Raw genomic sequence first — 26,336 nt, 5'->3', positions numbered from 1 at the left:
TTAGCGACTAATCAGATCGCACAAACTGGACTGAGTTCCCTTCCTCCGGTGATCTACTATTCGGAACAGCTATTTAGTCAAAGAGCTGTCACGAGAACACCGTTAGCTTAGCGTACGATTTTTTCCGAATTCTGCGGTTCCCCCGGGAAGATGTAAGAGTTGTTGCACTGGGCAATCGGATAGGTTTTATCCTTCCACACCACCGGATCAAACGGGCTACCGGTGGCAACCAGGGCGCTACCTTCAGTCCAGGCGATGATGTCCTGCGGCGTCGCTTCCACGCGGGAGGTTGGGTTAGAGAGCGGCATCACGATAGGGCGCTCGCAGTGCTTGTGCATCTCGCGAATGATCTCTTCGGTGAAGAGGCCGGTTTGCCCGGAAACTCCGATCAAAATATCCGGCTTCACGTTGCGCACCACGTCCAGCAGGGAGAGCACTTCGTTGTCGGTATCCCAGTTTTTCAGGTTTTCGCGTTTCTGCACCAGCTTGGTCTGGAACGGCAGCAGGTTTGGCATACCGTCGGTCAGCAGGCCGAAACGGTCAACCATAAAGACGCGAGAGCGCGCCAGCTCTTCGCTTAACCCTTCACGCTGCGTCTGCGCGATAATCTGCTCGGCAATACCGCAGCCGGCAGAGCCTGCGCCGAGGAAGACAATTTTCTGATAGCTCAGCTGGCTGCCTGCCGCGCGGCTCGCGGCGATCAGCGTACCCACGGTGACCGCTGCGGTGCCCTGGATGTCGTCGTTGAACGAGCAGATCTCGTCGCGATAGCGGTTCAGCAGCGGCATGGCGTTTTTCTGCGCGAAGTCTTCAAACTGCAGCAGCACGTCCGGCCAGCGGTGTTTTACGGCCTGGATGAAATCATCGACAAACTGATAGTACTCATCGTCGGTAATACGTGGATGACGCCAACCCATATAGAGCGGGTCGTTGAGCAACTGCTGGTTGTTGGTGCCGACGTCCAGCACCACCGGCAGGGTATACGCCGGGCTGATACCACCGCAGGCGGTATACAGGGAGAGTTTGCCGATGGGGATCCCCATCCCGCCAATGCCCTGGTCGCCGAGGCCGAGAATACGCTCACCGTCGGTCACCACGATCACTTTGATATTGTGGTTAGGCACGTTTTGCAGAATGTCGTCCATATTGTGACGGTTCTGATAAGAGATGAAAACGCCGCGAGAACGACGGTAGATCTCAGAGAAACGCTCGCAAGCCGCACCCACCGTCGGGGTGTAGATCACCGGCATCATCTCTTCGAGATGATTCTGCACCAGGCGATAGAAGAGGGTTTCATTGGTATCCTGAATGTTACGCAGGTAGATATGTTTGTCGATTTCAGTTTTGAAGCCCTGATACTGGATCCACGCGCGCTCTGCCTGTTCTTCAATGGTTTCAACCACTTCTGGTAACAGACCCAGCAGATTAAAGCTACTGCGCTCTTCCATGCTGAAGGCACTGCCTTTATTCAGCAAAGGAAATTCGAGTAAAACCGGCCCGGCATAAGGGATGTATAAGGAACGATGTTTTTTCAGTTTGTTGTCCATGTCACTCACTCTTTTTTGAAGATCCGTCCCTGACACTGCTGTTTGTCATCTTTCTGGCCTGTGCTACGGGATGCGGTCAGGCGGTATTATAAAGGAGCTAAATATGAATTACCGCAACACATAAACAAAAACACCATCGGAAGACCGATGGTGTTGAGGTTCTGTTTCTGGAACTTACTTGCCCGCGTGGCGTTTTCTGCCGGTGGCGTGGGTGACTTGCGTTTCATGGTCGCCTTCAATCACCACTTTACGTTGGTTAGAAAGCTTGTAGTTCAGCCCCAGAATGTGGCGTGCCTGACGGTTCGATTTCATGTTAACTCCTCAATCCTGTTGATAGTTTTAAGGACCAGTTTGCTTACGCAAACGAAATGTAACCCCTTAGGTTGCACATCCAGCATAGCAGGTTTTTACATTACCACTTCATTTCGCCGGTATTCACTTTGGCGCTCAGCTCCAGCGAACTGACTTCAGCAAGGTTCGGCCACTGTTTTTTCATCGTGTCGATTACGCTGGCTGAGTTTTTATGTTGACCCAACGCCAGTTCGAACTGCTGAAGGTACTGACGGGTAAAGTCGATAGCTCCGGTTCCGGCTGGCGGCGTACCGAGATAATGCCCCGGAATGACGCGCTCGGGCTTATGTGCGACCATATCATCCAGCGTTTCTTGCCACTGCTTACGGCTCGCTGCTGTCTGGGTGTCTGCTGTCCAGACGTGAATGCCCCAGGAAACCCCGGTACCGCCAAGAATGGTTTTCGCTGACGGGATCCAGACATAGGCCGCGTAGCTGTCTGGTTGCTCAATATCAATCTTTTCCCCGTCAACCATAAACGTGGTGGAGGTAAGCACCTGCGGCACAACCAGCTCAGTTGGCGCGCCATCTTTCATCTGTGGACCCCAGAAGGCGAGCTTGGCGTCTTTGGTGGCTTTAATATGGTCAACGACATGCTGGGTGGCCACCACTTTGGCATTCGGGAAGGCTTTCACCAGTGGCTGCAGACCGAAGTAAAAATCGGGGTCGCCAGAGGTAATCACAATCTTATTCAGCGTCTTACCGCTGTGGCGAATTTTCTCTACCAGCGCTTCGCCATCTTTCACACTGAACTGCGCGTCAAACAGAACCGCTTCTTTCGGGCCGGAGACCAGCGTTGAGGAGACCGCGAAAATACCTTTTTCTTGCGGGTTATAGGTATCAATGGTCAACGGCTCGGCAAAAGCAGCCGGAGTGAAAAGGGTGGAAAGCAAAGCAAGGTGAGTGAGTTTCATACTGTTGTCTCTGTTGTGCAGGAAAGTCTCTATTGTACGGATATTCTCATTTGCCATAATTCCTGAAACAAGACATGCTTAGTTTCATAAATCGAGCAAATGGAGCTTATATGGATCGCGTTATTGCCGCTCAGGTCTACAACCGGATATGCGAGCTGGGTAGTTTGAGTGCGGCGGCCCGCGCGCTGGGGATTTCCCGACCGATGGTGAGCCGATATCTTGAACAAATGGAGAAGTGGGCGGGAACACGGCTGGTTAACCGCTCAACACGCAAGTTAACCCTGACCGCGGCAGGGGAAAAGGTGCTGCAAAAAACGCGGACACTCTCGCAGATCTCACAGGAAATTGAAGGTCAGTCAGAGAAAGATCTTCCCTCTGGCACTTTGCGGGTGGCCTGCGCGCACTTTACCGCAATGCACCTGATTGCGCCGGTACTGCCCGGTCTGCTTTCGCGCTATCCGCAACTGCGCATAGAGCTGGATGTGAACAACCACCCGGTCAGTCTGGTGGGCGAGCGTATTGATGTCGCCGTGCGTATTACCGACAACCCGGAGCCTGGCATGATTGCCCGTCGGCTGGGAGAATGTCGCTCAGTCCTCTGTGCCTCACCCGATTATCTTGCACTGCACGGGACGCCCGTCAGCCCCGAAGAATTAGCACAGCATAACTGCCTGCACTACAGCTTTTTCGCCGGGCAGTCCTGGAACTTCCTGACGCCGGAAGGCGAAAACCTGAGCGTGGCCGTCAGCGGCAATCTGAGCGCCAGTATCTCTTCGCTGCTGATGGACGCGGCGATCAAGCACTGCGGTATTGCAATGCTGCCGGAGCGTGAAGCGTCTGCCGCGCTGGACCAGGGCTTACTGGTGCCGGTGCTGAGCTCGCTGGAGCCAAAACCGCTTGCCATCCATGGCATTTATCAGTCCCGGGAATATCAGCCAGCTGCACTGCGCGTGTTCCTCGATGCACTGGCCGGTTATCTGGTATGAATGTCGCCCCTTTTTGTTGGTACAGCAGGTATAAGACCCGGAATTGTCTGTGTTCCAGGGGGGAACAGGGGCGTAGTCTATACTTAACCCTTTGTAAGCCAAAAGGAGAGCGAGAATGACGATTCATAAGCACGGTTCGGCACACTGGTCCGGTGACATCAAGAACGGAAAAGGCACGGTATCGACTGAAAGTGGCGTCCTGAATCAACAACCTTACGGCTTTAACACCCGTTTTGAAGGTGCTAAAGGAACGAACCCGGAAGAGTTGATTGGCGCTGCGCACGCCGCCTGTTTCTCAATGGCACTTTCGCTGATGATTGGTGAAGCGGGTTACACCGCCGATTCCATTGACACTACGGCGGACGTGTCGCTGGATAAAACTGACGGCGGCTTTGCGATCACCAAAATCGCATTAACGAGTAAGGTTACCGTACCTGGCATCGACCCGCAGAAGTTCGATGGCATTATTCAGAAAGCAAAAGCGGGCTGCCCGGTGTCGCAAGTACTGAAAGCTGAGATTACGCTGGACTATAAGCTTAATTAAACCATCGCCGGGTTCGCGCCCGGCTACCCTTTCAGCGCGGCGGGGAACACCTCCGCCAGCCAGGCGATGAATACCTTGAGACGGTGCGTTAAATGCCGGTTCTGCGGGTATACCACATGAAAAGGGTACGCGGCGGGACGCCAGTCACCCAGAATTTCAGCCAGTCCTCCCCCCTGCAAATGCGCCTTTGCTGAATATTCAAACGTCTGAATGATCCCCAGCCCCGCCACGACAGCTGCCAGATGGGCATTACTTTCATTAATACCGAGGTAGTGGGGAAGGATTATTTCCAGCGTCTCACCACTCTTTGTGAAGCGAAACGGAAATGCCCGTCCGGTGACCGGGGAGAGATAACTAATGAGCTTATGGCCATTACGCAGCTCCTGCGGATAGGCCGGAATGCCATGATTTTTAAGATATTCTGGTGTCGCGCAGGTGACCATTTTTGCATCACCGAGATGACGGGCGATAAGCGTCGAATCGTCAAGTGGGCCACCGCGGATCACACAGTCGACATTACCGCTGATCAAATCAACGGGACGATCCGCCACGCCGAGATCGAGGCGAATATCCGGATAACGCTGCATAAATTGTGGGAGCAGGGGGATCAACAGGTCACGCGCAGTCGAGCCGCCAATATCTACCCGCAAATGTCCCTTTGGCGTCTCACGGGAAACGCGGAATGAGGTGTCGATATCTTCGATATCAATCAATACCCTGAGTGCTTTTTCATAGTATTCCGCCCCTTCAGGTGTGGTGACTACCCGGCGCGTTGTGCGGTGCAAAAGTCGTATTTCAAGATGCGCCTCAAGCGATTTCACCAGCTTGCTCAGGGTGGCTATCGGCATATTCAGCGAGTCGGCCGCGCGGGTAAAACTGCCGGATTCCACTACCCGGGTAAAAGCGCGCATCGCCATTAACTGGTCCATTAACCCCCCCCTGATTATTTCTGTATGTGAATAGTCATTTTCATTTTTGCCTATTTTTCACTAATCCCACAAGGGCTAAAGTTTGTCCAACGCAAACCCAAGAAAAGGTAAATGACATGAATACGACTCTCTCAGGAAAAATCGCACTGGTCACTGGCGGTAGCACCGGTATTGGTCTTGCCACGGCGCAGGAGCTGGCGGCGCAGGGCGCGAAGGTGTACATCACAGGACGTCGTCAGGCCGAGCTTGACGCGGCGGTCGCAGAAATTGCTTCAACGGCAGTGGGTATTCGCGCTGACGTGTCAAAACTGGCGGATCTGGATGAGGTCTATGCCCGGATAGCCAAAGATGAAGGCCGCCTCGATATTCTTTTCGCCAATGCGGGGGGCGGCGATATGCTGCCGCTGGGGGCAATAACAGAAGAGCAGTTCGATCGTATTTTCGGTACCAACGTACGTGGAGTGCTGTTCACGGTGCAGAAGGCGCTGCCGCTGTTATCCGCAGGATCGTCGATTATTTTGACCGGCTCGACGGTGTCCATTAAGGGGACGGCCAACTTTAGTGTATACAGCGCCAGTAAAGCCGCGGTACGAAACTTTGCGCGTTCCTGGGCGCTGGATTTACAGGGGCGGGGGATCCGCGTCAACGTGGTAAGCCCTGGCCCCATCAAAACCCCGGGTTTGGGTGACCTGGTACCAGAAGAGCACCGTCAGGGGTTGTACGACGCGCTGGCCGCTCAGGTACCGCTCGGACGCTTAGGAGCACCGGGTGAAGTGGGTAAAGCGGTGGCGTTTCTGGCTTCCGATGCGGCCAGCTTTATCAACGCCACTGAGTTATTTGTGGATGGCGGGATGGCGCAAATCTAATCCAGATTCCGCCAGCAGCGAACGTTCCGGCCCTCATGTGAGGGCTGTAACGGTTGCGGATGTTCACATCCCTCTATTGCCATCGGGCAACGGTCACGGAAAAAACAGCCAACCGGCAAATGACGGTTTCCGGGAAGTTCAGTCTTACGCAGCGCCAGCCCTTCATCCAGCGGTTGACCTGTTCTGGGAACGGAGTCAAGCAGCAGCCGGGTGTAAGGATGGCGCGGCTCCCCCAACACCTGTTCGGCACTGCCCAGTTCAACAATCTGACCCAGATACATCACCGCCACGCGGTCGCTCATGTGCCTGACCACCGAAACGTTATGGGAGATCAGAACAAAGGTCAGATTACGCTGCTGTTGCAGTTTTACCAGCAGGTTGAGGATTTGCGCCTGCACCGAGATATCCAACGCGCTGGTGGGTTCATCGAGCACTATAATATCCGGATCAGACGATAGCGCCCGGGCGATAGCAATGCGCTGACGCTGTCCACCGGAAAAGGCGTGAGGGAGTCGGTCGAGATATTCCGGGCGAATACCTACCAGCAGTGCCAGGTTTTCAGCAAGCTGGCGGCGTTCACGCTCACTGCTGCGTTTTTGCACCCAGACGGGTTCGGTGATAATGCGCCAGACCGGCAAACGCGGGTCGAGTGAGGAGAGCGGGTCCTGGAAAACCATCTGCATGCCGCCCGCGTGCTGTGTCCGCTGACAGGCACCGGTGCTGGGTTTAAGCATGCCCATCAACAGTTGTGCCAGCGTGCTTTTCCCGCAGCCGGACTCACCGACAATACCCAGCGTTTCCCCCCGACGGATCTGTAAATCAAGCCCGTTCAGGGCATGTACCTGCTCCGTTACGCGACCCAGCCAGTTTTTGCGTGCCGGAAAATTAACGTGCACGCTATCCAGTTCCAGTAGTACATCAGACATGGTGTTGCTCCTGTTGTGGATACCAGCAGGCAGCCTGTTGGCCTTCTGCGCCATTGGATTGTAAGCGCGGTGTTTCACTGCATTTCACCCCGGCGGCAAAGCAACGCTCGCGGAAAGCGCATCCTTGTGGAAGCTGGCTGAGATTGGGTACCGTGCCGGGGATCGCCGGAAGCATGTCGCGCGGCTGACCATTTTCAGGTGCACACTGCAACAGACCGATAGAATAAGGATGCACGGGATGGTGGATTAGCGTTTGCGTGGAGCCGCTTTCTATCACGCTACCCGCGTACATCACATACATGCGATCGCAGAGTTGCGACACCACAGCCATATCGTGGCTAATAAACAGCACCGAGGTGCCGCTGGCGCGTGCTTTGTGCTTCAGCAGCCGGAGCACCTGTAACTGAACGGTGACATCCAGTGCCGTGGTGGGTTCGTCGGCGATGATAAGTTCAGGCTCGCAGGAGAAGGCAAGGGCGATCATCACCCGCTGGCGCATGCCGCCTGATAGCTCGAACGGATAACGCTCCATGACCTGCTTTGCGTCCGGGATTTGCATCTCCTCCAGTAGAGTAATCGCCTTCTGCTGCGCCTCACCCCGCGAAAGCGGCTGATGCTGGCGGATCACCTCCACCATCTGTTTGCCAATCCTCCGCGTCGGGTTGAGTGCGGTCATCGGCTCCTGAAAAATCATCGCCACTTTTGCGCCTCGCCACTGGCGAAGCTGTTTTTCGGATGCCGTCAGGACATTTTCACCCAGTAACCTCACCTGACCGTGATGGATGTGGTAGCTGCCTTCCGGCAGCAGGCGCATAGCCAGCATGGCGGTAACCGATTTTCCCGAACCCGATTCACCGACTACGCCAACGATTTCACCTCGTTTGATCTCCAGCGAGACGTTGTTGAGAGCATGGACCTCACCGCGAAAAATCGGGAAACTCAGATGTAAATCTTCAATGGTTAATACTGATTCGGTCATGACTGCTTCCCTCCCGATTTCGGATCCAGCAGATCGCGGATACCGTCACCAAACAGATTAAAGCCCACAGCAGTAATCAAAATGGCCGCACCAGGAAAGGCGCAATACCACCACTGGTCGAGCACGTAGTTACGGCCAACAGCCACCATTGCGCCCCATTCGGCAGTCGGTTGCTGAGCACCCAAACCAATAAAGCCCAGTGTGGCGGCCATCAGAATGGCGCTACCGATATCCAGTGAGGCCTGCACAATCAGCGGTGGCAGGGCATTGCGCAGGATATGCCAGCGGATTAAATGCCAGCGCGATGCGCCAAACGTGCGGGCGGCCTGGACATAGGTAAACTGGCGTACCACCAGCGTTTGCCCGCGCGCCAGGCGGACGTAGAACGGAATGCGGACAATCGCAATCGCCAGCATGGCGTTAAACAGGCTCGGGCCCAACGCGGCGGCCAGCGCCATGGTGAGTACCAGGGAGGGAATAGAGAGCATAATGTCCATCACCCGCATAATAATGGCGTCGCCACGTCCACCCAGAACACCGGACAAACAGCCCAGCAGCGAGCCAATCCCTCCTGCAATGACCACAACGGCCAGCCCGGCGGTAATGGATTGCTGACTGCCTGTCAGTACGCGGCTGAACAGATCGCGTCCCACCTCGTCAGTGCCAAACCAGTGTTGTGCCGACGGTGCCTGCAGGCGGGCGGTGAGATCCAGCGCGTTTGGGTCATGCGGTACAATCCACGGTGAGGTCACCATCAGCACCAGCATCAGCAGCATAATGACGCCGCCAATCAGCGTGAGCGGGCTTTGACGCAGCATCCAGAAGAGCTTTGCCCAGTTGATGCGCTGTTTCACTGGTTTTACGGGGGCGGTCGTTTCCTGGGTTAACATCATTCGGCACCTCCGCGCCCGATTCGTGGGTCAATCCACAGGTAAAGCAGATCGACCACCAGATTAACCAGCACATACGCCAGCGAGACGACGACCGCGAAACCCATTACGGCAGGGAAATCGAGCGCCTGGATGGACGTCACCACCCAGGCCCCCATTCCCGGCCAGGCGAAGACGGTCTCGGTGAGCACGGCACCGTAAAGCAGATCGCCCAGCGCCAGCCCGAGTACGGTAATTGATGGGATCATGGCGTTAGGTAAGGCATAGCGCAGTACGATGTACCAGCCTGGCAACCCGCTGGCGCGGGCAGTACGAATGTAATCCTCGCTAAGTTGCTCCAGCATCGCTGAACGTACCTGCCGCGCCACAATGCCCAGATGCACAAACGCCAGCGTCAGTGAGGGTAAAATCAGATGCTGCAGGGTGTTCAAAAACACCTCGCCATTGCCTTCCAGCAGTGAATCGATCAGATAAAACCCGGTGACATGAGCAGGCGGGTCAAGCCAGTCGTCCAGCCGACCGCCACCGGGAAGAATTTGCAGATGGCCATAGAACAGCACAATGACGCCCAGCCCGAGCCAGAATGCTGGGGTGGAGATCCCGGTCATTGCCATCAAACGCACCAGATGATCCAGCCAGCGGTTGCGATATACCGCCGACAAAATCCCCAGCGGCACGCCAATCACCAGGGCCAGCAGCAGGGAACAAAAAGCCAGTTCCAGCGTGGCGGGGAAAAAGGCCTTTAAATCTTCCGCAACCGGACGCCCGGTGCGAATCGACGTCCCTAAATCACCGTGGGCGAGAGCCTCCACGTAGCGGCCAAACTGGATATACAGCGGTTGATCCAGCCCCAGTTGCTGGCGGATGCCCTGTACAATTTCGTCGCTGGCACGGTCACCGGCCAGCAGACGGGCCGGATCGCCGGGGATCATGTGTGAAATAATAAAAGTAATAATACAGACACCGGCCACCACCAGGAGTAACCCCCAGCAGCGCTGGCGCACAATGCTCCAGAACGTCATACATTTTCCCCCGGCGAGAACCGTTACTTACTCATGGTGGCGATGTTGAACACCTGCTCGAGCATCGGATTAAAGGTGAAGCCTTTAACGTCTTTGTTCATCGCCAGCTGGTAATTCTTCTGGAACAGATAAACGTACGCGGCTTCGTCGATCACCACTTTTTGCGCCTGCTGGTAGTTTTTGGTGCGCTCCGCCTGATCGGTAGTTTTCAGCGCCGCCTGCAGCAGCGAATCCACCTCTTTGTTCTCATAGAACGAACGGTTACCTGGCAGCCCTTTTTTGTCCGACTCGAACCAGTAGTTCATGAACATATACGGATCGGCAAAGTCCGGGCTCCAGTTGCCGATGGCAATGTCATAATCACCTTTACCGACACGGTCACGCATGGTGGCGTTTGCCAGTTTTTCCAGCTTGACGTTAATGCCGAGCTTGCCGAGGCTGGCCTGGGTGGAGAGGGCGATAGGCTCCCAGTTGGGGTCGTTGTCCGAGTAGAGGAAGGTCAGGCTGGCCGGTTTGTCTTTCACCTTTTCCAGCGCCGCTTTGGCTTTGGCCTCGTCAAAACTGTACTGCATGGCAGTCGCGTCAAAGCCCCACATACCGTCCGGGATCGGGCCACGCATCTGTTTGCCATTGCCGCTCAGAATGCCTTTCACCATTCCCTGATAATCAGTTGCCCAGGAGACAGCCCGGCGTAAATCCACCTGATTAAGCGGAGCCTTACTGTTGTTAAGATACAGGTAGGTCACACGCAAAGAAGGGTATTCTGCGACGGCCACTTTGCCTTCCTGTTTCAGGGCGGCCAGTTGATCAACCGGCAGAGAGTCAGCAATGTCCAGATCACCACGGGAAAGCTGCAGTCGGCGGGAGGCGCTCTCACCGATTATTTTCACGGACACGCGTTTAAAGTGCGGTTTATCACCCTGCCAGTGAGGGTTTGGCACCAGTACCAGTTGCTGACCTTTCTGCCAGCTTTTCAGCATGAACGGGCCTGAGCCGGCGGTGTTTTGCGCCAGAAAACCGCGCGCATCGTCCGCCGCATTCGCTTTCAACACCGCCGGGTTAATGATGGAGGCACCGTCGTTCGCCAGCGTGTAGAGGAACGGGGCGAACGGCTGGCTGAGCGTGAATTTCACCGTATGATCATCAACGGCATCAATTTTCAGGTCTTTCGGGAAGGCTTCTGACGGCCCCTGGCTGAGTTTCAGCAGGCGTTCGAACGAAAGCTTGACCGCTTCGGCGGTGACCGGCGTACCGTCGGAGAATTTCGCGTTGTCCGTCAGGGTAAAGGTCCACTCTTTCTGATCATCGGAGGCTTTCCAGCCAGTCGACAGATCGCCTTCCACCTCCGTCGAGCCCGGCTTGTACTTGACCAGACGCTGGTAGGAAGGATAGGTGACGGTCCAGTCGTTGTTATCAATCGTCACGGCAGGATCGAGTGTTTGCGGGTCAGCCGCTTTACCGATCACCAGCATGTCTTTCGGGACGGCAGCCAGTGCAAGTGGGGCGCTCAAAGCCAGCGTCGCGGCAATCAGGGTCGTGAGTAGCGTTGTTTTCATGGCAGTGCTCCAGGTTTAAAGAGGGGTGTGCGTCAGTGGAAAACAGGCAAAACGGTCATCAAGCAGCGGATAGCTGGCGGCGTTCGGCAGTTCGAAATGCCACCATTCACTGCTGATCCCCACAAAACCGCCGCCGAACATGATGGCGTTCAGCAGCAGACGGTTGCGCTGGGCGTGCGGTGGCACGGAGGGATGATACGGATGCGAACGGTCATGCATTTCGTCAAAACCGGCCCCCATATCCAGCACGGTGTTATGTTCATCCATCAGCGTGACGTCGATGGCTGTACCGCGGCTGTGATTGGAGCCAATCGCCACATCCACCACATATTCCGGGTTCGGGCAGGCATCCCACAGTTGAGCCTGCGCCTGTTGCGGTCGATAGGCGTCGTACACCACCAGTTTCAACCCGGCCAGCGTGGCAATGCCGATAGCTTTCGCCAGTGCAGTGGCAGCATCGGTATGCAGCAGGCACTGCGCCTCCTGATAGATCGGACGGCCAGTAATGTTATCGGCGGTGGCGTACTTCAGATCGATATGCAGCGTGGGAAACGCTTTCGCCACATCAATCAGTTCACTCTCTTCGGGCATAGCTCCGCTCCTTTAGCGTTCGAATTGACCAAACTCTTGTTGTAATTGTCGGTTTACGGCCAGGCGCGCCGGAAGCGCATCACCTAACGCTTCCACCACGCCCGACAGCAGCAGGTTGAACAGACAGCTGACGGGGGCAAGCGAATCCCAGAAATGGCCGGTATCGGTTTTCACTTGCAGTAAATCAATCGGATAATCGCGTGCCCACGGACACCAGATATCAGTGATCAAGGCCAGGGGGATCTGTTTCTCGCTTGCAACACGGCAGTACTGACGGGCGACAGCGGAGTAGGTGCGGGTATCTGTCAGCACCACATAGGGATGCGAAAATCCGGAGTTCAGAGATTCAACCCAGCTCCCGGATGCCCCCTCGGAATAGCTGACGCCCGGGCGGAGATACTCGAGGTGGCTGAAGAAGGCGTTGGCGATCCCGCGGGTCGACTGAATTCCCAGCACAAAAACGGCCTCTGCGTGAGCCAACTGATGCACCACCTGACGGAAGGTGTCCGTTTGCGCCAACTGATACACCTGCGTGATGGCATCCACTTCCAGCGACAACGCGTGCTGAAGGCGATTGGGCAGGGGGCGCTGCTGCTGCCAGGAGTCCAGACGCTCATTCATGCCCCAGGGCTGGTAAGGGTCGCGCAGGCTTTTTTTGGCATCTTCCAGGTTGCGATACCCAAGCTTGCGCAGGAAGCGTCCGACGGTTATGCCGCTGGTGCCAGTGGCCAGACCGACGCTCTCAGCCGTTTCAAACGGAATTTGCGCGGTGTGCGCCAGTAGCCAGCTGCCAACCCGCTTTTCACTGGGCGTCAGTTGGCTGAAGGTCGCTTCGATACGGCTCAACATCTCGGGTTTTGTCGTCATACCGCCTCGCTGTTAACAGGCTGTCAGTCGCCATAATTGTGTTACCTGATTAACAATGCATGACGCGTGCCAAAGGCACAGGGTGGTGAAAACCCGCTGTGCAGCAAACTTCATGCAATATTTAATTAACCAATGATCAACATTTGTGCAGCCTAGTTCACTTTTGGTGCACTGTCTGAGCGGGCAGGGATGAATTTGTTGAATACGTCAGCCTCTTCACATTTTTGGTAAGATATAGACACTGCGAATATGAAAGGGATACCGGCATGGCGAATTTGCCCTGGCGTGTCAGCGTGCGCCTGATGGTTCTCGCAAAGAAAATGGCGATGGTTGTGGGGATTGTCCTCGTCGTTCTGCTTGCTGTGCGGGTGTATCTCTCTCAACAGGGCCCGGAACTGCACCTCTGGCATACCTGGCGGGCAGATGAGATGTCCATCCGCGAACTGGATAAAGCGGATTTCGCCGGATATGTCGCCCGGGAAAATACCATTTTCACCGATCTTGATAACGCGGTGACGGCGAAAACAGAGGGTGAGGAACGCACGTCGTTAAACCGCTATTACCGCCAGAGCCTGGTGTGGCCCGGTCAGTTTTCACCTGATGCCAATCGCTCATTTGTGCTGATGCCTGCCGGAAAGCCGCGCGGCGCGGTGGTGCTGCTACACGGATTGACGGACTCGCCATACAGCGTCAGACACCTTGCTTTGCATTATCAGCAGCACGGCTTTGTGGCAGTTGTACCGCGTCTACCCGGACACGGCACCGCGCCCGGCGCGCTGACGGATGTTGACTGGGAGATGTGGCTGGCGGCGACGCGCCTTGCCGTACGGGAAGCCACGCGTCTGGCGGGAGAGAAAGTCCCCCTGCATCTGGTGGGGTACTCCAACGGCGGGGCGCTGGCACTGAAATATACCCTTGATGCACTTGACTCCACTGCGCTTCATCGACCACAGCAGGTGATATTGCTCTCACCGATGATTGGCGTCACGGCCTTTGCGCGGTTTGCCGGTTTTGCCGGGTTACCGGCGCTACTACCGGCGTTTGCCAAAGCGGCGTGGCTAAACATCTCACCGGAATATAATCCGTATAAATACAACTCGTTCCCGGTAAATGCCGCTCGCCAGTCGTGGCTGTTGACGAAGACTCTGCAGGAACAGCTTGGCCGTGCTGCACGGGAGCACAAACTGGGACAGTTGCCACCGGTTCTGGCATTCCAGTCGGTGATGGATTCCACGGTCAGCACCCGCGCGGTGGTCACCGGGTTATTTGATCAGCTTCCGGCAAACGGCAGTAAACTGGTGGTGTTTGATATCAACCAGGCGGCGAGTTTCCGCCCGCTATTTAAGCCATCGTCCTGGACAGCAACCTCGGCGCTGCTGCCCGTCGAACAAAGACGTTACAGTGTCACGATTATCACGAATGCTGACGCGCACAGTTTCTCGACGGTGGCGAAAACAACCCCGACAGGCAGCACGCAGGAGACGGTCGTGCCGCTTGCACAATCCTGGCCGAAGGATATCTATTCTCTGTCGCATATTGCTGTGCCGTTCCCACCGGATGACGATCTGTATGGCCGCGAACCTGGCGTGAAAAATCACTATGGCATTAGCCTGGGGACGATTGCGCTCTGGGGAGAAACCTCTGTGTTGAGCGTCGGGAAAGAGGCGCTCATGCGGGTCACCTCAAACCCGTTCTACGACTACATGCTGGAGAGGATCGACAGCCGGATCGGGGAACAATAAAAAGTAAAGAACCCTTGTGGCGTGAATATGTTAGGTCGCACTGATTAATTATGATAAACAGTAGGTTCAAGGCACCTTTCTTTCTCATTGGAACCCGCGCTTGTGCTGACAACGCTCATTTACCGAAGCCAGTTGAATTTATCCCACCCGTCCAGTGAGCTGCGGGAGCTGGTGGAGCGGGCTAAGCTCCGTAATTCAAAACTGAGTATCACCGGCGTTCTCCTCTCAAGAGGGAGTGAAATTCTGCAAATTCTTGAGGGTTCGGAAGAGAGCGTTGTTAAGTTGTTCCATAAAATCCGTGATGACAAACGGCACAGTGGCGTAGTTGAACTGATGCGGGACTATGGCCCACGCAGACGGTTCGAAAATGTCGGTATGTTGCTCTTCGACCTGCAGATCCAGTCGCCGAAAGAGGTGCTACAGTCGGTTCTGCGTTACAGCAAGCTGGACAGTTATCTCGTCTCTGATGATCGGGTATTTAAATTTATTCAGACGTTTATTACCGATCAACGTCCGTCCTCTGTTGAAGAACGTTACGACCCGACAAAATGGACGCTTACGACGGAAACGTTACCGCCAGGAGCGAGTCTGGGCCTGCTGGCTAATCAACCTTGCCAGTTTGCGCTCCAGCCCATTGTTGAACCCTCTGAAGGGAAAATCAGTTCATTTGAAGCCCTCATTCGCGGTAATGACGGTGGAAGCCCGGAGCATTTTTTCAGTTCCCTCGAGCCGGATAAAATCTATGAAATTGATCTCCAGACGAAAGCCTATGCCTTTGCGCTGGCCCAAAAGCTGGGTATTGGCAGCCATAAAATTGCGGTAAATCTGTTGCCGATGTCGCTGGTCAATGTCCCCGATGCCGTAGCGTTCCTGGTGGATCAAATTAAAAAACATGGGCTTCAGCCGGAGCAGGTCGTCATTGAAGTCACTGAAAATGAGATGATTTCCGGTTTCAACCAGTTTAATAGCGCCATTAAACAACTTCGTGCCGAAGGTATTGGCCTGGCGATTGACGATTTTGGCTCCGGTTATGCGGGGCTTTCGCTGCTGACCAGATTTCAGCCGGATAAAATTAAAATCGACCGGGAAATTGTCAGCAATATTCATCTTAGCGGCCCGAAACAGGCGATCGTGCGGTCGATTGTCAGCTGTTGCTCCGACCTCGAAATCACTCTGGTGGCTGAAGGCATCGAGAAATTAGAGGAGTGGTGCTGGCTTGAATCCGCCGGGATCCGCCGTTTTCAGGGGTTCCTGTTTGCCCGTCCCCAGCTCAATGGCACAGGCGATATTCACTGGCCACATCTGGTGCGTTAAACCAATTTTCCTCCCACATTGTTTCCCCTTTGCCTGGCCTGTGTTTAAATAGCTAAAACGGTTTAACATGGTTTAGCTAAGAGGATCACATGAAAAAAATCTGGGTACTTGGCGATGCGGTAGTGGATTTGCTGCCAGATGGAGAAGGCAGATTATTGCAGTGTCCCGGTGGCGCACCGGCAAACGTCGCGGTCGGTATTGCCCGGCTGGGCGGCCAGAGCGCCTTTATCGGCAGGGTTGGCGATGATCCTTTCGGACGTTTTATGTCTAAGACATTAGCTGACGAGCGAGTCGACGTGGAGTGGATGCACCTTGACCCGGCGCACCGCACCTCAACGGTGGTGGTCGATCTCGACGACCAGGGCGAACGCTCTTTTACTTTCATGGTGCGTCCGAGTGCCGATCTGTTTCTGGAACCCGCCGATCTGCCAACATTCAGCGCCGGGGAGTGGCTGCATGTCTGTTCTATCGCGTTAAGCGCAGAGCCGAGCCGTTCTGCGACATTTCAGGCGATGGCCGCCATCCGGGAGGCGGGCGGTTACGTCAGTTTCGATCCCAATATTCGCCCGGACCTCTGGCCGGATGAGAATGAACTGCGTCGCTACCTTGAACAGGCCCTGCAGAGCGCAGACGTGGTAAAACTCTCCGTTGAAGAGCTGGCGTTTTTAACCGGAGAAATGCAGGTAAACGTCGGTCTGGATACGCTGATGCAACGTTGCCCGGCGCACCTGGTGCTGGTCACCCAGGGTAAAGAGGGCGTCATTGCCTGGCATGAGGGTATCGTGAAACACTATCCGGCCACGCCCGTGAAATGTGTCGATACCACCGGCGCAGGCGACGCCTTCGTGGCGGGTTTGCTGTATGGGCTTGCCGCTGGTCAGGCGCTGACACCCGTTATCGCTTTAGCTCAGCGCTGTGGCGCGTTAGCCACCACGGCGAAAGGGGCAATGACTGCTCTGCCATATCAACACGCACTGTAATTTATCCCTTCACTGGCCGCCCTTGGGTGGCCTGAATTGTCGCCCCGATCACACTTACTAAAACGGTTTAGCAAAAAAGATTGCCGATCCAAAATTCGGCGGTTTAGTATCAGCAACCTAAACCGGTTTAGCAATTTAGCACTATTAATGACTTCTTTTAGGGATGCGACAAAATGTATAAAAAACGCAGACTTGCCGTGATGATAGGCATGCTGGCCGGAAGTACCTCTGTTTTTGCTCAAACGGATATGACAAGCATCGAAGCGCGACTTGCGGCGATGGAACAGCGTCTTCAGGATGCGGAGACGCGTGCGCAGGTTGCTGAGAAACGTGCGACAGATGCAGAACAAAAAACGCAGCAACTGGTCGCGGCTCAGCAGCAGGCGCAAACGACAACTCAGGAAGTGGCTCAACGCACTACCGCGCTGGAGAAGAAAGCGGACCAAAGCGGAGGGTTTGAGTTCCACGGCTATGCCCGTTCCGGCCTGCTGATGAACGATGCGGCCTCCAGCAGCAAAAGCGGCCCTTACCTGACCCCAGCCGGTGAAACCGGCGGTGCGGTAGGGCGTCTGGGTAACGAGGCTGACACCTACGTTGAGCTGAATCTGGAGCATAAACAAACCCTGGATAACGGGGCGACCACGCGCTTCAAAGCAATGCTGGCCGACGGTCAGAGAACCTATAATGACTGGTCTGCCGATACCAGCGATCTCAATATTCGTCAGGCCTTTGCGGAGCTGGGGAATCTGCCTGATTTCACCGGTGCGCTGAAGGGCAGTACCTTCTGGGCGGGTAAACGCTTTGACCGCGACAACTTTGATATTCACTGGCTGGATTCCGATGTCGTGTTCCTTGCGGGTACCGGTGGCGGTGTGTATGACGTGAAATGGAACGATTCGCTGCGCAGCAACTTCTCCATTTACGGCCGCAACTTCGGCAGCGTTGAGCAGACCGACAATAACGTTCAGAACTATATCCTTAGCATGAACCACTTCGCTGGACCGTTCCAGCTGATGGTCAGCGGTCTGCGGGCGAAAGATAACGACGACCGTAAAGACACCAACGGGGATCTCATCAAAACCGATGCCGCCAACAACGGCGTTCATGCCCTGGTTGGGTTGCATAATGAGAGTTTCTACGGCCTGCGGGAAGGGACAGCCAAAACGGCGTTGCTGTACGGTCACGGGCTGGGTGCGGAAGTGAAAAGTATCGGTTCCGATGGCGCATTGCTGTCTGAGGCGGATACCTGGCGCTTTGCAAGTTACGGTGTCACGCCAATTGGCGGGGGCTGGAGCGTTGCGCCTGCTGTCCTGGCGCAAAGCAGTAAAGATCGTTACGTCAAGGGCGATAGCTATGAGTGGGTGACGCTCAACACCCGTCTGATTAAAGAGGTGACTCAGAACTTCGCCCTGGCGTTTGAGGGAAGCTATCAGTACATGGATTTAAACCCGGAAGGCTATAAGGACCGTAACGCTGTCAACGGCAGTTTCTACAAGCTGACCTTTGCGCCAACGCTAAAAGCGAGCAAAATCGGCGATTTCTTCAGCCGTCCGGAGCTGCGCCTGTTTGCCACCTGGATGGACTGGAGCAGCAAACTGGATAACTACGCCAGCGATGATGCCTTTGGCAGCAGCGGTTTCAACGCAGGCGGGGAATGGAACTTTGGGGTCCAGATGGAAACCTGGTTTTAACCCATCACGCTCCCGCCTGGCGGGGGCGTTTCGCACATCATAAAAAGAAGTCAGGCAGAGGTATCTATGGATTTTAATCAAATCGCCCGCGAGCTTATTCCGCTGCTCGGTGGCAAGGAAAATATCGCCAGCGCGGCGCACTGCGCAACCCGTCTTCGTCTGGTGCTGGTCGATGACGCGCTTGCCGATCAGCAAGCCATCGGTAAGGTCGAGGGCGTGAAAGGCTGTTTTCGTAACGCCGGGCAGATGCAGGTGATTTTTGGCACGGGCGTGGTCAACAAGGTTTACGCCGCGTTTATTCAGGCGGCGGGGATCAGCGAATCAAGTAAATCTGAAGCCGCGGATCTGGCGGCGCGCAAGCTGAACCCGTTCCAGCGCATTGCCCGTCTGCTTTCAAACATCTTTGTTCCGATCATTCCCGCAATTGTTGCCTCTGGTTTGCTGATGGGCCTGCTCGGTATGGTGAAAACCTATGGCTGGGTCAATGCGGATAACGCCATCTACATCATACTGGATATGTGCAGCTCGGCGGCGTTTATCATTCTGCCTATTCTGATTGGTTTTACCGCCGCGCGGGAATTTGGCGGTAACCCGTATCTCGGTGCGACGTTGGGTGGCATTCTGACGCATCCGGCGCTGACCAACGCCTGGGGCGTGGCGTCCGGTTTCCACACCATGAATTTCTTCGGCCTTGAGATCGCGATGATCGGCTATCAGGGCACGGTATTCCCGGTACTGCTCGCCGTCTGGTTTATGAGCATCGTGGAGAAAAACCTGCGCCGCGTGATCCCGGATGCGGTAGACCTGATCCTGACACCGTTCCTGACGGTCGTTATCTCCGGTTTTATCGCCTTACTGATTATCGGTCCGGCTGGGCGGGCGCTGGGCGACGGCATCTCCTTTATCCTGAGCACATTAATTGAACATGCAGGCTGGCTGGCAGGGCTGCTGTTTGGCGGGCTTTACTCGGTGATTGTCATCACCGGTATTCACCACAGTTTCCACGCGATTGAAGCAGGTCTGCTGGGTAACCCGTCGATTGGTGTTAACTTCCTGCTGCCGATCTGGGCGATGGCGAACGTAGCACAGGGCGGCGCCTGTCTGGCGGTGTGGTTCAAAACCAAAGATGCGAAAATCAAAGCCATAACCTTACCGTCGGCGTTCTCTGCCATGCTTGGTATTACTGAAGCGGCTATTTTTGGTATCAACCTGCGTTTCGTAAAACCGTTTATTGCCGCATTGATTGGCGGCGCGGTGGGCGGGGCCTGGGTGGTCTCAGTGCATGTTTACATGACCGCCGTTGGGTTGACCGCAATTCCGGGTATGGCCATTGTGCAGGCAAGCTCTCTGCTCAACTATATTATCGGCATGGTGATTGCCTTCGGCGTGGCGTTTACCGTCTCGCTGCTGCTGAAATATAAAACGGATTCAGAATAATGACGTTTCCTTCACGCTGGCCTGCGATCCTGCAGGCCGTTATGAAAGGCCAGCCGTGCGCGATTGCAGACAGCCATTATCCGCAATGGCACCCAGCGCCGGCGACAGGGCTGATGAACGATCCCAACGGGTTTATCTGGTTTGCCGGGCGTTATCATCTGTTTTATCAGTGGAACCCGCTGGACTGCGAACATCGGTTTAAATGCTGGGGGCACTGGAGTTCTGCGGATCTGGTGCACTGGCAGCATGAACCGATGGCGTTAATGCCCGATGAAGAGTATGACCGCAACGGTTGTTACTCCGGTAGCGCCGTGGATAACGAGGGCGTTTTGACCCTGTGTTACACCGGCAACGTCAAATTCGATGACGGCAACCGCACCGCCTGGCAGTGTCTGGCCGTGGAACAACCGGACGGCAGCTTTAAGAAACTCGGCCCCGTGCTTGCACTACCGGAAGGGTACACCGGCCACGTGCGCGACCCGAAAGTGTGGAAACATGAAGGGCAATGGTACATGGTGCTGGGTGCGCAAGATCTGCAAAAGCGCGGCAAAGTGCTGCTGTTCAAATCCGCTGATTTGCACGCCTGGGTGTCCTGCGGCGAGATCGCCGGTCACGGCGTTAACGGCCTGACGGATGCAGGGTATATGTGGGAGTGCCCGGATCTGTTTGCGCTCGACGGGACGCATATTCTGATCTGCTGTCCGCAGGGGCTGGCGCGCGAACCGCATCGCTATCTCAACACTTACCCGGCCACATGGATGAGTGGGGCGTTTGACTATGCGCGCGCTGCGTTTGAACACGGTGAGCTGCATGAGCTGGATGCCGGGTTTGAGTTTTACGCGCCGCAAACGACGCTGGCGGAAGATGGTCGACGCATTTTGATCGGCTGGATGGGCGTGCCGGACGGAGAAGAGATGCTTCAGCCAACGCGAACGCATGGCTGGATGCACCAGATGACCTGTCCGCGCGAATTATGCTACCACGACGGCAAGCTCTGGCAGACCCCGGCTCGTGAACTGGAAGCGTTGCGTGAAGGAGAGCAACGCTGGCAGGGGATCGCCAGTGATGCGCCAGAACTGGATGCGACGCGTCTGGAGTTTGAGCTGAACACATCGCACGTGAACGTGGATTTTGGTGGAGCCTTGCGTCTCACGGTCGATGACCAGGGGCTGCGTCTGGAACGCGCCAGTCTGAAAACCGGGGAAACATTGACCCGCTACTGGCTGGGTGACGTTAGCCATTTACGCATTCTGTGCGACCGCTCAAGCGTCGAAATTTTCATCAATCACGGTGAAGGGGTGATGAGTAGCCGCTATTTTCCTGACCATCCGGCCCGGGTACGATTCGAAGGTGCGTCCGACATCACATTACGCTACTGGTCGCTGCGCGCCTGCATGATAGAATGAGGGTTTTGGCAGCCGGATCTAAGTCGTTGTGAGAAAAACAAAACGCGTCACCATAAAAGACATCGCGGAACTGGTGGGGGTGTCAAAAGCCACCGCCAGCCTGGTCCTGAACGGGCGCAGCAAAGAGCTGCGCGTAGCGGAAGAGACGCGTGAACGCGTGCTGGCGATTGCAAAAGAGCACCACTATCAGCCCAGCATTCATGCCCGGTCGCTGCGTGATAACCGTAGCCACACCATTGGCCTGGTGGTTCCTGAAATTACCAACTACGGTTTTGCCGTGTTTTCTCACGAGCTGGAGACGCTGTGTCGTGAGGCTGGCGTTCAGTTGCTGATCTCCTGTAGCGATGAAAATCCGGGGCAGGAGACGGTAGTGGTGAATAACATGGTGGCGCGTCAGGTGGACGGGCTGATTGTAGCTTCCAGCATGCTCAATGATGCGGACTACCATAAACTGAGTGAACAATTACCCGTTGTCCTTTTTGACCGCCATATCAACGACAGCGCGCTGCCGCTGGTGATCACCGATTCCATTACCCCGACGACGGAACTGGTGGCTGACATTGCGCGTCAGCATCCTGATGAGTTCTATTTCCTCGGCGGTCAACCCCGTCTTTCCCCAACTCGCGACCGCCTGGAAGGGTTTAAGCAAGGTTTGCGTGAAGCCAATGTGACGCTGCGCCCCGAGTGGATCATTCACGGCAACTATCATCCAAGTTCCGGATACGAGATGTTCGCTGAACTTTGCGCTCGCCTGGGGCGGCCGCCGAAAGCGCTTTTCACCGCCGCCTGCGGTCTGCTGGAAGGGGTGTTGCGCTATATGGGCCAACATAACCTGTTGCAAAGCGATATCAGGTTAGCCAGTTTTGACGATCACTACCTCTACGATTCGCTGACGATCCCTGTCGATACTATTCGTCAGGATAACCGCCAGCTGGCCTGGCACTGCTTTGATTTAATTAGCAAATTGATCGAAGGGGAGACACCTCAGCCCTTGCAGCGCAAGCTGGATGCCACCCTGCAACGACGCTATAAGTCAGCAGTATAGCTCTGCCCGATACATCAATAACTTTAATTAATTTAAGTTTTGGAAGCGCCGATAACCATAAGGAATAATTCTCCTTGAGGTATTGGTCTATGTCGTTGAAAAAGTCGTCCCTGATTGTCCTGTTCTCACTGCTTTTCTTCTTTGTTGTCAGCACCGTCACCAGCGTTGGCCTCATCATTAAAAGTAATAATTCCCTGGATAACGTGAACAAAGAGATCCAGGTTGTGCTGTCGATTATTGACCCCATCAACCACAGCCGTACCCTGCGTGTTCGGGTGATGGAGTATGTGAAGATGGTGGAAGCGGGCAACTCGGCAGACGAGTCTGCGAAGCTTGCCGCAGTGAAAGAGGCGCTGACCAAAGCGGATCACGCCTTTGCGGCCTTTATGGATTCGCCGCGTCTGACGGATGAAGCGCCGCTGGTGAGTGCCTATCAGGATGGCTGGCAAAACTACCGCAACCAGGGACTGGTACCGCTGATCAATGCTGCCGAAGCGCATGATGTTGCCAAATTTAATGCCCTGATCCCGGAAGTGTCCCGCCTCGACCGCCAGTACGAGATCGTTCTCGACCAGGTGCTTTCCGTCCACCAGAAATATGCCAAAAGCCTGAACGAAGATGCGAGCAGCAACTTCGTTTCAGGTCTGGTGATGATTGCCGCAATCGCCTGCCTGTTTGTGGTGGTGATTGTCGCGGTCAGCCTGCTGATGAAGCGCTTTGTGTTTGCACCGGTAAACCTGGCGCGCGAACACTGCAGCCAGATTGCGGCAGGCAAGCTGGACCTCCCGGTGCCGGTGAAGGGACGCTCCGGCAACGAAATCGATCATCTTATGAGTTCGATGGAGCAGATGCGCCAGGCACTGCTTGCGACCATCGCCCAGGTGCGCGATGCGAGCCATACCGTGACCCACGCAGCGCAAGAGATTGCCTCCGGGAATATTGACCTGGCGTCACGCACCGAGCAGCAGGCTTCCGCGTTGACTCAGACAGCGGCCAGCATGGAAGAACTGAGTGCAACCGTGGCGAACAATACCGATAACGTCTATCAGGCCGGAAAACTGGTGCAGGACGCGGTGAAAAATGCCCATACCGGTGAAGCGGTGACCCGTGAAGTCATCGAGACCATGAATACTATCGCGGCAAACTCGAAGCGTATCGAAGACATTACCAGCGTCATCAACAGCATCGCTTTCCAGACCAATATTCTGGCGCTGAACGCGGCAGTTGAAGCGGCGCGCGCCGGTACGCAGGGACGCGGTTTTGCGGTTGTGGCCAGTGAAGTACGCACCCTGGCGCAGAAAAGCGCGGTAGCGGCCAAGGACATCGAGAGCCTGATTGCGCAGTCGGTTTCCAGCGTGAAAAACGGCGCCGAACTGGTGAACCGTTCGGGCGAGGTGATCGATTCAATTATCGGTTCTGTTAATAAAGTGAATACGCTGATGGAGCAGATCTCCGTGGCATCTGAAGAACAGAGCCGTGGGATCAGCCAGGTCGGACAGGCGGTAACCGAGATGGACGGCGTGACTCAGCAGAACGCCGCGCTGGTGCAACAGTCCGCCGCGGCCGCGGCATCGCTGGAAGAGCAGGCGCAGCAGCTTTCGAGAAGTATTTCGAGTTTTAGTTTGCCGGTGCAGGCTTGATTGAATGGAAGGAGGCTCCTGATGGAGCCTCTTGAAGTGCGATTTGACCTGCAAAATTCTGCATATATGTGCGAATTTTAGAAAACATCATTCTTAAAATGGTGAAGCAGAGGAGCATCTAATATAGCCCATCTGAGAAATGCTGAAAATTCATATTCAGCACGAAGCATATTTTTGATTTTTCGACATATTATTTCTTTTTCTTCTGGGAGGGTATCATCATCGTCGTAATCAAAAACTAGGTCAAGGAATTTTCTATACTGTCTCATCAGTCGCTTTTTTAAATATATGCGCGTAAGATCTTTGTTTCCTGTATGGTCGTCATTGAAAACTTTTGAAATTAATGTGGCAGTTTCTATCGTCTTTGGGTCGTCGTTCATTGGAACTATATCAACATGCTCAGCGTAGGCCGTCGTAGGAAAAACATGCTTGATAGACCTTAATACATCAATTCTTGGGTCAGTACAATCAAGAATATTTTCAAAATGGTTTCTTTTAATATTGTTACATCGCCCGCAAGCAAAGAAAAGATTATTCCAGTCATATTTTTTATTTTCATCACCTTCGTGAGGTTTAAAATGTTCAACGTTTAGAACTAGAGGATCTTTGACCTCACATATATAGCATTTATTATGAAAGTCCTTTGATAATGTTTCTATGACATCTTTTTCAGAATAGGATGTCCTCCTTTCTAACGATATAGGAGCAACTGGATTTTTCGATACAGGAAACATTACTTATCTCCTCTTGCTTTGCATTTAAGCAAATTCATTCCTTTTATCAAGAAGATAGCTGATTCATCATCAAGTTTATCCCTATAAGGAAGAAGTTTCTGTACAATTTCATCTATGGCAGCTATGTCATAATTTTCCTCATTTATGAGTAATGAAAGGCGTTTAATATCTTTCTCCAAAGAGACTGAAACTACAGGTACTCCAAGCAAACCTTCAATGATGGTTTCATAGGAATAACTGGAGAGATCTTTGAAATGCTGTTTAGAACTCAAATCATATATAATGGAGTCTTCTAAAGAGCCGATAACAAAAGGAGAGTGTGTTGTTACAATGAACTGTATCGATGGATACGTTTTAGTCAGGAAAGGTAAAATTTTCCTTTGAAGCGATACATGCAAATGTGCATCTATCTCATCAATCATTACGATACCCTGCAGTTCGCTCGGAGAGATTTTAAAAGCCTCCGTTTTCATTATCAAATCAGAGATAATATTAAATATAGATGAATATCCTGATGACAGGGTTTGGAATGTGTAGGGTTTTTTACCTTCTTGTGTTAAAAAGAATTTGAATTCATCGGGATTGAACTTAAGTTCAAATGTGTTATCTTCCATCAGGTATGCGATGTTTTTTTCTAACTCTGAAAACCAATTCTCAATAGAATTGAATAAGGTGAGATTGTTGTCATGAGTCTTAGCAAATGATTGCCTTGTTTTTAAATTAGCGAGATGCTGTTCAAATGTACTACCTAGATTTTGGTTGCTGATTGACAAATAATTGGATTCGTCAGTGCTTATGATTTTATTGGCTCCGGTTGCAGCCTGAATTAATGCTTGTCTGTCGGCTCGAAAAAAAGCAATAATCCCTTTCCCTTCTGAAAGTAATAGAGATAAATTGTTAATATCTTCAAACTCTAATTGAATACCACCCCATACCCTTTCAAGTTCCGCCTGATAATACCGTATTTGATCGTTTGCTTGATGATATTCATGAGAGCCTTTAACTGCGTTTTCTTTTTGACTCAAAAAAAAGTTAATGTTGTTTTCAATTTGATTTTTAGGTTGGTGATTTCTCTGTATTAGGTGTGTTGATAATTTGTTGTATATATCGTTAAGTAATGTTGTTTTTCCGCAACCATTGCCGCCAGTGATGATCAGGTTTTTTTTACTAACATCAATATTATCATTTTCGCTTTTGATTTCTGATTTGCGACTTATACCGCTCAAGAATTTACTCATTATGTCCCCTTATTGTTTGTTAATTTATCGAAAATATACTAAGCCCAGTATTTTATAATCATCCCATCTCTAATGGAATACCTGTGAACACCAGTTTAACAAAAAAAATACGATGCCGATTAAAATGCAAAATCCATGTGTA

The 26,336-nt window shown here is 53.7% G+C and carries 23 protein-coding genes and 1 pseudogene; 11 read left to right on the top strand and 13 right to left on the bottom strand.

Features of this window, described 5'->3' with window-relative positions; all coding sequences use genetic code 11:
- Positions 1–140: 140 nt before the first annotated feature.
- The 3 genes and pseudogenes from V6E55_RS21300 to V6E55_RS21290 all read right to left on the bottom strand — a co-directional run.
- Positions 141–1,547, bottom strand: a pseudogene (locus V6E55_RS21300) (NAD-dependent malic enzyme); the annotation flags it as partial.
- A 174-nt stretch (positions 1,548–1,721) separates the two neighbouring features.
- Positions 1,722–1,859 carry a stationary-phase-induced ribosome-associated protein gene (gene sra, locus V6E55_RS21295; protein ID WP_008501714.1) on the bottom strand — a complete coding sequence of 46 codons (138 nt, stop codon included), beginning with the start codon at positions 1,857–1,859 and terminating at the stop codon, positions 1,722–1,724.
- A 100-nt stretch (positions 1,860–1,959) separates the two neighbouring features.
- Positions 1,960–2,811 carry a Vmh family MBL fold metallo-hydrolase gene (locus V6E55_RS21290; RefSeq protein WP_316943865.1) on the bottom strand — a complete coding sequence of 284 codons (852 nt, stop codon included), beginning with the start codon at positions 2,809–2,811 and terminating at the stop codon, positions 1,960–1,962.
- 110 nt (positions 2,812–2,921) lie between these two features.
- Here V6E55_RS21290 and V6E55_RS21285 point away from each other — a divergent pair, with 110 nt between their 5' ends.
- Both V6E55_RS21285 and V6E55_RS21280 read left to right on the top strand, forming a co-directional pair.
- Positions 2,922–3,797: a LysR family transcriptional regulator gene (locus V6E55_RS21285; protein ID WP_316943861.1), complete on the top strand. Its 876-nt coding sequence runs from the start codon at positions 2,922–2,924 to the stop codon at positions 3,795–3,797.
- Between the two features lie 115 nt (positions 3,798–3,912).
- Positions 3,913–4,341, top strand: coding sequence for an OsmC family protein (locus tag V6E55_RS21280; protein WP_114977172.1), 429 nt, complete (start codon positions 3,913–3,915; stop codon positions 4,339–4,341).
- 23 nt (positions 4,342–4,364) lie between these two features.
- Here V6E55_RS21280 and V6E55_RS21275 read toward each other — a convergent pair whose 3' ends face one another.
- On the bottom strand, positions 4,365–5,270 hold the full coding sequence (locus V6E55_RS21275; protein WP_316943860.1) for a LysR family transcriptional regulator: 906 nt from the start codon (positions 5,268–5,270) through the stop codon (positions 4,365–4,367).
- Between the two features lie 116 nt (positions 5,271–5,386).
- Between V6E55_RS21275 and V6E55_RS21270 the strand changes: the two genes are divergently transcribed.
- A complete protein-coding gene (locus V6E55_RS21270) occupies positions 5,387–6,136 on the top strand; it encodes an SDR family NAD(P)-dependent oxidoreductase (protein ID WP_116339766.1) in 750 nt (249 codons plus the stop codon).
- Here the strand turns inward: V6E55_RS21270 and V6E55_RS21265 are convergent.
- From V6E55_RS21265 to V6E55_RS21235, 7 genes are read right to left on the bottom strand one after another with little or no spacing between them, the layout of a single operon-like run.
- Complete coding sequence (locus tag V6E55_RS21265) at positions 6,133–7,062, bottom strand: ABC transporter ATP-binding protein (protein ID WP_316943859.1); 930 nt, start codon at positions 7,060–7,062, stop codon at positions 6,133–6,135. The genes V6E55_RS21270 and V6E55_RS21265 overlap by 4 nt on opposite strands.
- Positions 7,055–8,041 (bottom strand): ABC transporter ATP-binding protein, encoded by a 987-nt coding sequence (locus V6E55_RS21260; RefSeq protein ID WP_316943858.1) that lies wholly within the window; start codon positions 8,039–8,041, stop codon positions 7,055–7,057. Before V6E55_RS21260 ends, V6E55_RS21265 begins: the two co-directional genes overlap by 8 nt.
- A complete protein-coding gene (gene ddpC / locus V6E55_RS21255; protein ID WP_316943857.1) occupies positions 8,038–8,934 on the bottom strand; it encodes a D,D-dipeptide ABC transporter permease in 897 nt (298 codons plus the stop codon). The genes V6E55_RS21260 and ddpC overlap by 4 nt, the downstream gene beginning before the upstream one ends.
- A complete protein-coding gene (locus V6E55_RS21250; protein WP_114977177.1) occupies positions 8,931–9,953 on the bottom strand; it encodes an ABC transporter permease in 1,023 nt (340 codons plus the stop codon). Before V6E55_RS21250 ends, ddpC begins: the two co-directional genes overlap by 4 nt.
- A 23-nt stretch (positions 9,954–9,976) precedes the next feature.
- Positions 9,977–11,509: an ABC transporter substrate-binding protein gene (locus tag V6E55_RS21245; RefSeq protein ID WP_316943856.1), complete on the bottom strand. Its 1,533-nt coding sequence runs from the start codon at positions 11,507–11,509 to the stop codon at positions 9,977–9,979.
- Positions 11,510–11,524: 15 nt separating this feature from the next.
- Complete coding sequence (gene ddpX / locus V6E55_RS21240; protein ID WP_028018944.1) at positions 11,525–12,100, bottom strand: D-alanyl-D-alanine dipeptidase; 576 nt, start codon at positions 12,098–12,100, stop codon at positions 11,525–11,527.
- Between the two features lie 12 nt (positions 12,101–12,112).
- The gene (locus V6E55_RS21235; protein WP_028018945.1) at positions 12,113–12,967 is read right to left on the bottom strand and encodes a MurR/RpiR family transcriptional regulator; all 855 of its coding nucleotides are present in this window, start codon (positions 12,965–12,967) and stop codon (positions 12,113–12,115) included.
- Between the two features lie 266 nt (positions 12,968–13,233).
- Between V6E55_RS21235 and V6E55_RS21230 the strand changes: the two genes are divergently transcribed.
- The 8 genes from V6E55_RS21230 to V6E55_RS21195 all read left to right on the top strand — a co-directional run bounded on the left by V6E55_RS21230 (position 13,234) and on the right by V6E55_RS21195 (position 24,222).
- Positions 13,234–14,709 (top strand): alpha/beta hydrolase, encoded by a 1,476-nt coding sequence (locus V6E55_RS21230; protein WP_316943855.1) that lies wholly within the window; start codon positions 13,234–13,236, stop codon positions 14,707–14,709.
- 102 nt (positions 14,710–14,811) lie between these two features.
- Positions 14,812–16,023, top strand: a complete 1,212-nt coding sequence (locus V6E55_RS21225) for a diguanylate phosphodiesterase (RefSeq protein ID WP_114977181.1) — start codon at positions 14,812–14,814, stop codon at positions 16,021–16,023.
- Positions 16,024–16,112: 89 nt separating this feature from the next.
- A complete protein-coding gene (locus V6E55_RS21220) occupies positions 16,113–17,003 on the top strand; it encodes an aminoimidazole riboside kinase (protein ID WP_316943854.1) in 891 nt (296 codons plus the stop codon).
- Between the two features lie 173 nt (positions 17,004–17,176).
- On the top strand, positions 17,177–18,694 hold the full coding sequence (locus V6E55_RS21215) for a carbohydrate porin (RefSeq protein ID WP_316943853.1): 1,518 nt from the start codon (positions 17,177–17,179) through the stop codon (positions 18,692–18,694).
- Between the two features lie 66 nt (positions 18,695–18,760).
- Positions 18,761–20,131: a sucrose-specific PTS transporter subunit IIBC gene (locus V6E55_RS21210; RefSeq protein ID WP_129995759.1), complete on the top strand. Its 1,371-nt coding sequence runs from the start codon at positions 18,761–18,763 to the stop codon at positions 20,129–20,131.
- A complete protein-coding gene (locus V6E55_RS21205) occupies positions 20,131–21,537 on the top strand; it encodes a sucrose-6-phosphate hydrolase (protein WP_316943852.1) in 1,407 nt (468 codons plus the stop codon). The genes V6E55_RS21210 and V6E55_RS21205 overlap by 1 nt, the downstream gene beginning before the upstream one ends.
- A 28-nt stretch (positions 21,538–21,565) precedes the next feature.
- Complete coding sequence (locus tag V6E55_RS21200; protein WP_316943851.1) at positions 21,566–22,582, top strand: LacI family DNA-binding transcriptional regulator; 1,017 nt, start codon at positions 21,566–21,568, stop codon at positions 22,580–22,582.
- Between the two features lie 89 nt (positions 22,583–22,671).
- Complete coding sequence (locus tag V6E55_RS21195; protein WP_316943850.1) at positions 22,672–24,222, top strand: methyl-accepting chemotaxis protein; 1,551 nt, start codon at positions 22,672–22,674, stop codon at positions 24,220–24,222.
- A 77-nt stretch (positions 24,223–24,299) separates the two neighbouring features.
- On the opposite strand, the gene V6E55_RS21190 is transcribed toward V6E55_RS21195, so the two are convergent.
- On the bottom strand, positions 24,300–24,956 hold the full coding sequence (locus V6E55_RS21190) for an HNH endonuclease (protein WP_129995763.1): 657 nt from the start codon (positions 24,954–24,956) through the stop codon (positions 24,300–24,302).
- Positions 24,956–26,194: an AAA family ATPase gene (locus tag V6E55_RS21185; RefSeq protein ID WP_316943849.1), complete on the bottom strand. Its 1,239-nt coding sequence runs from the start codon at positions 26,192–26,194 to the stop codon at positions 24,956–24,958. The genes V6E55_RS21190 and V6E55_RS21185 overlap by 1 nt, the downstream gene beginning before the upstream one ends.
- Between the last annotated feature and the right edge of the window lie 142 nt (positions 26,195–26,336).

The organism is Enterobacter sp. 342 (genome assembly GCF_036663495.1).
GTDB lineage: Bacteria > Pseudomonadota > Gammaproteobacteria > Enterobacterales > Enterobacteriaceae > Enterobacter.
The sequence above is the reverse complement of the archived record's forward strand: the minus strand, read 5'-3'. Positions and strand labels throughout refer to the sequence as shown.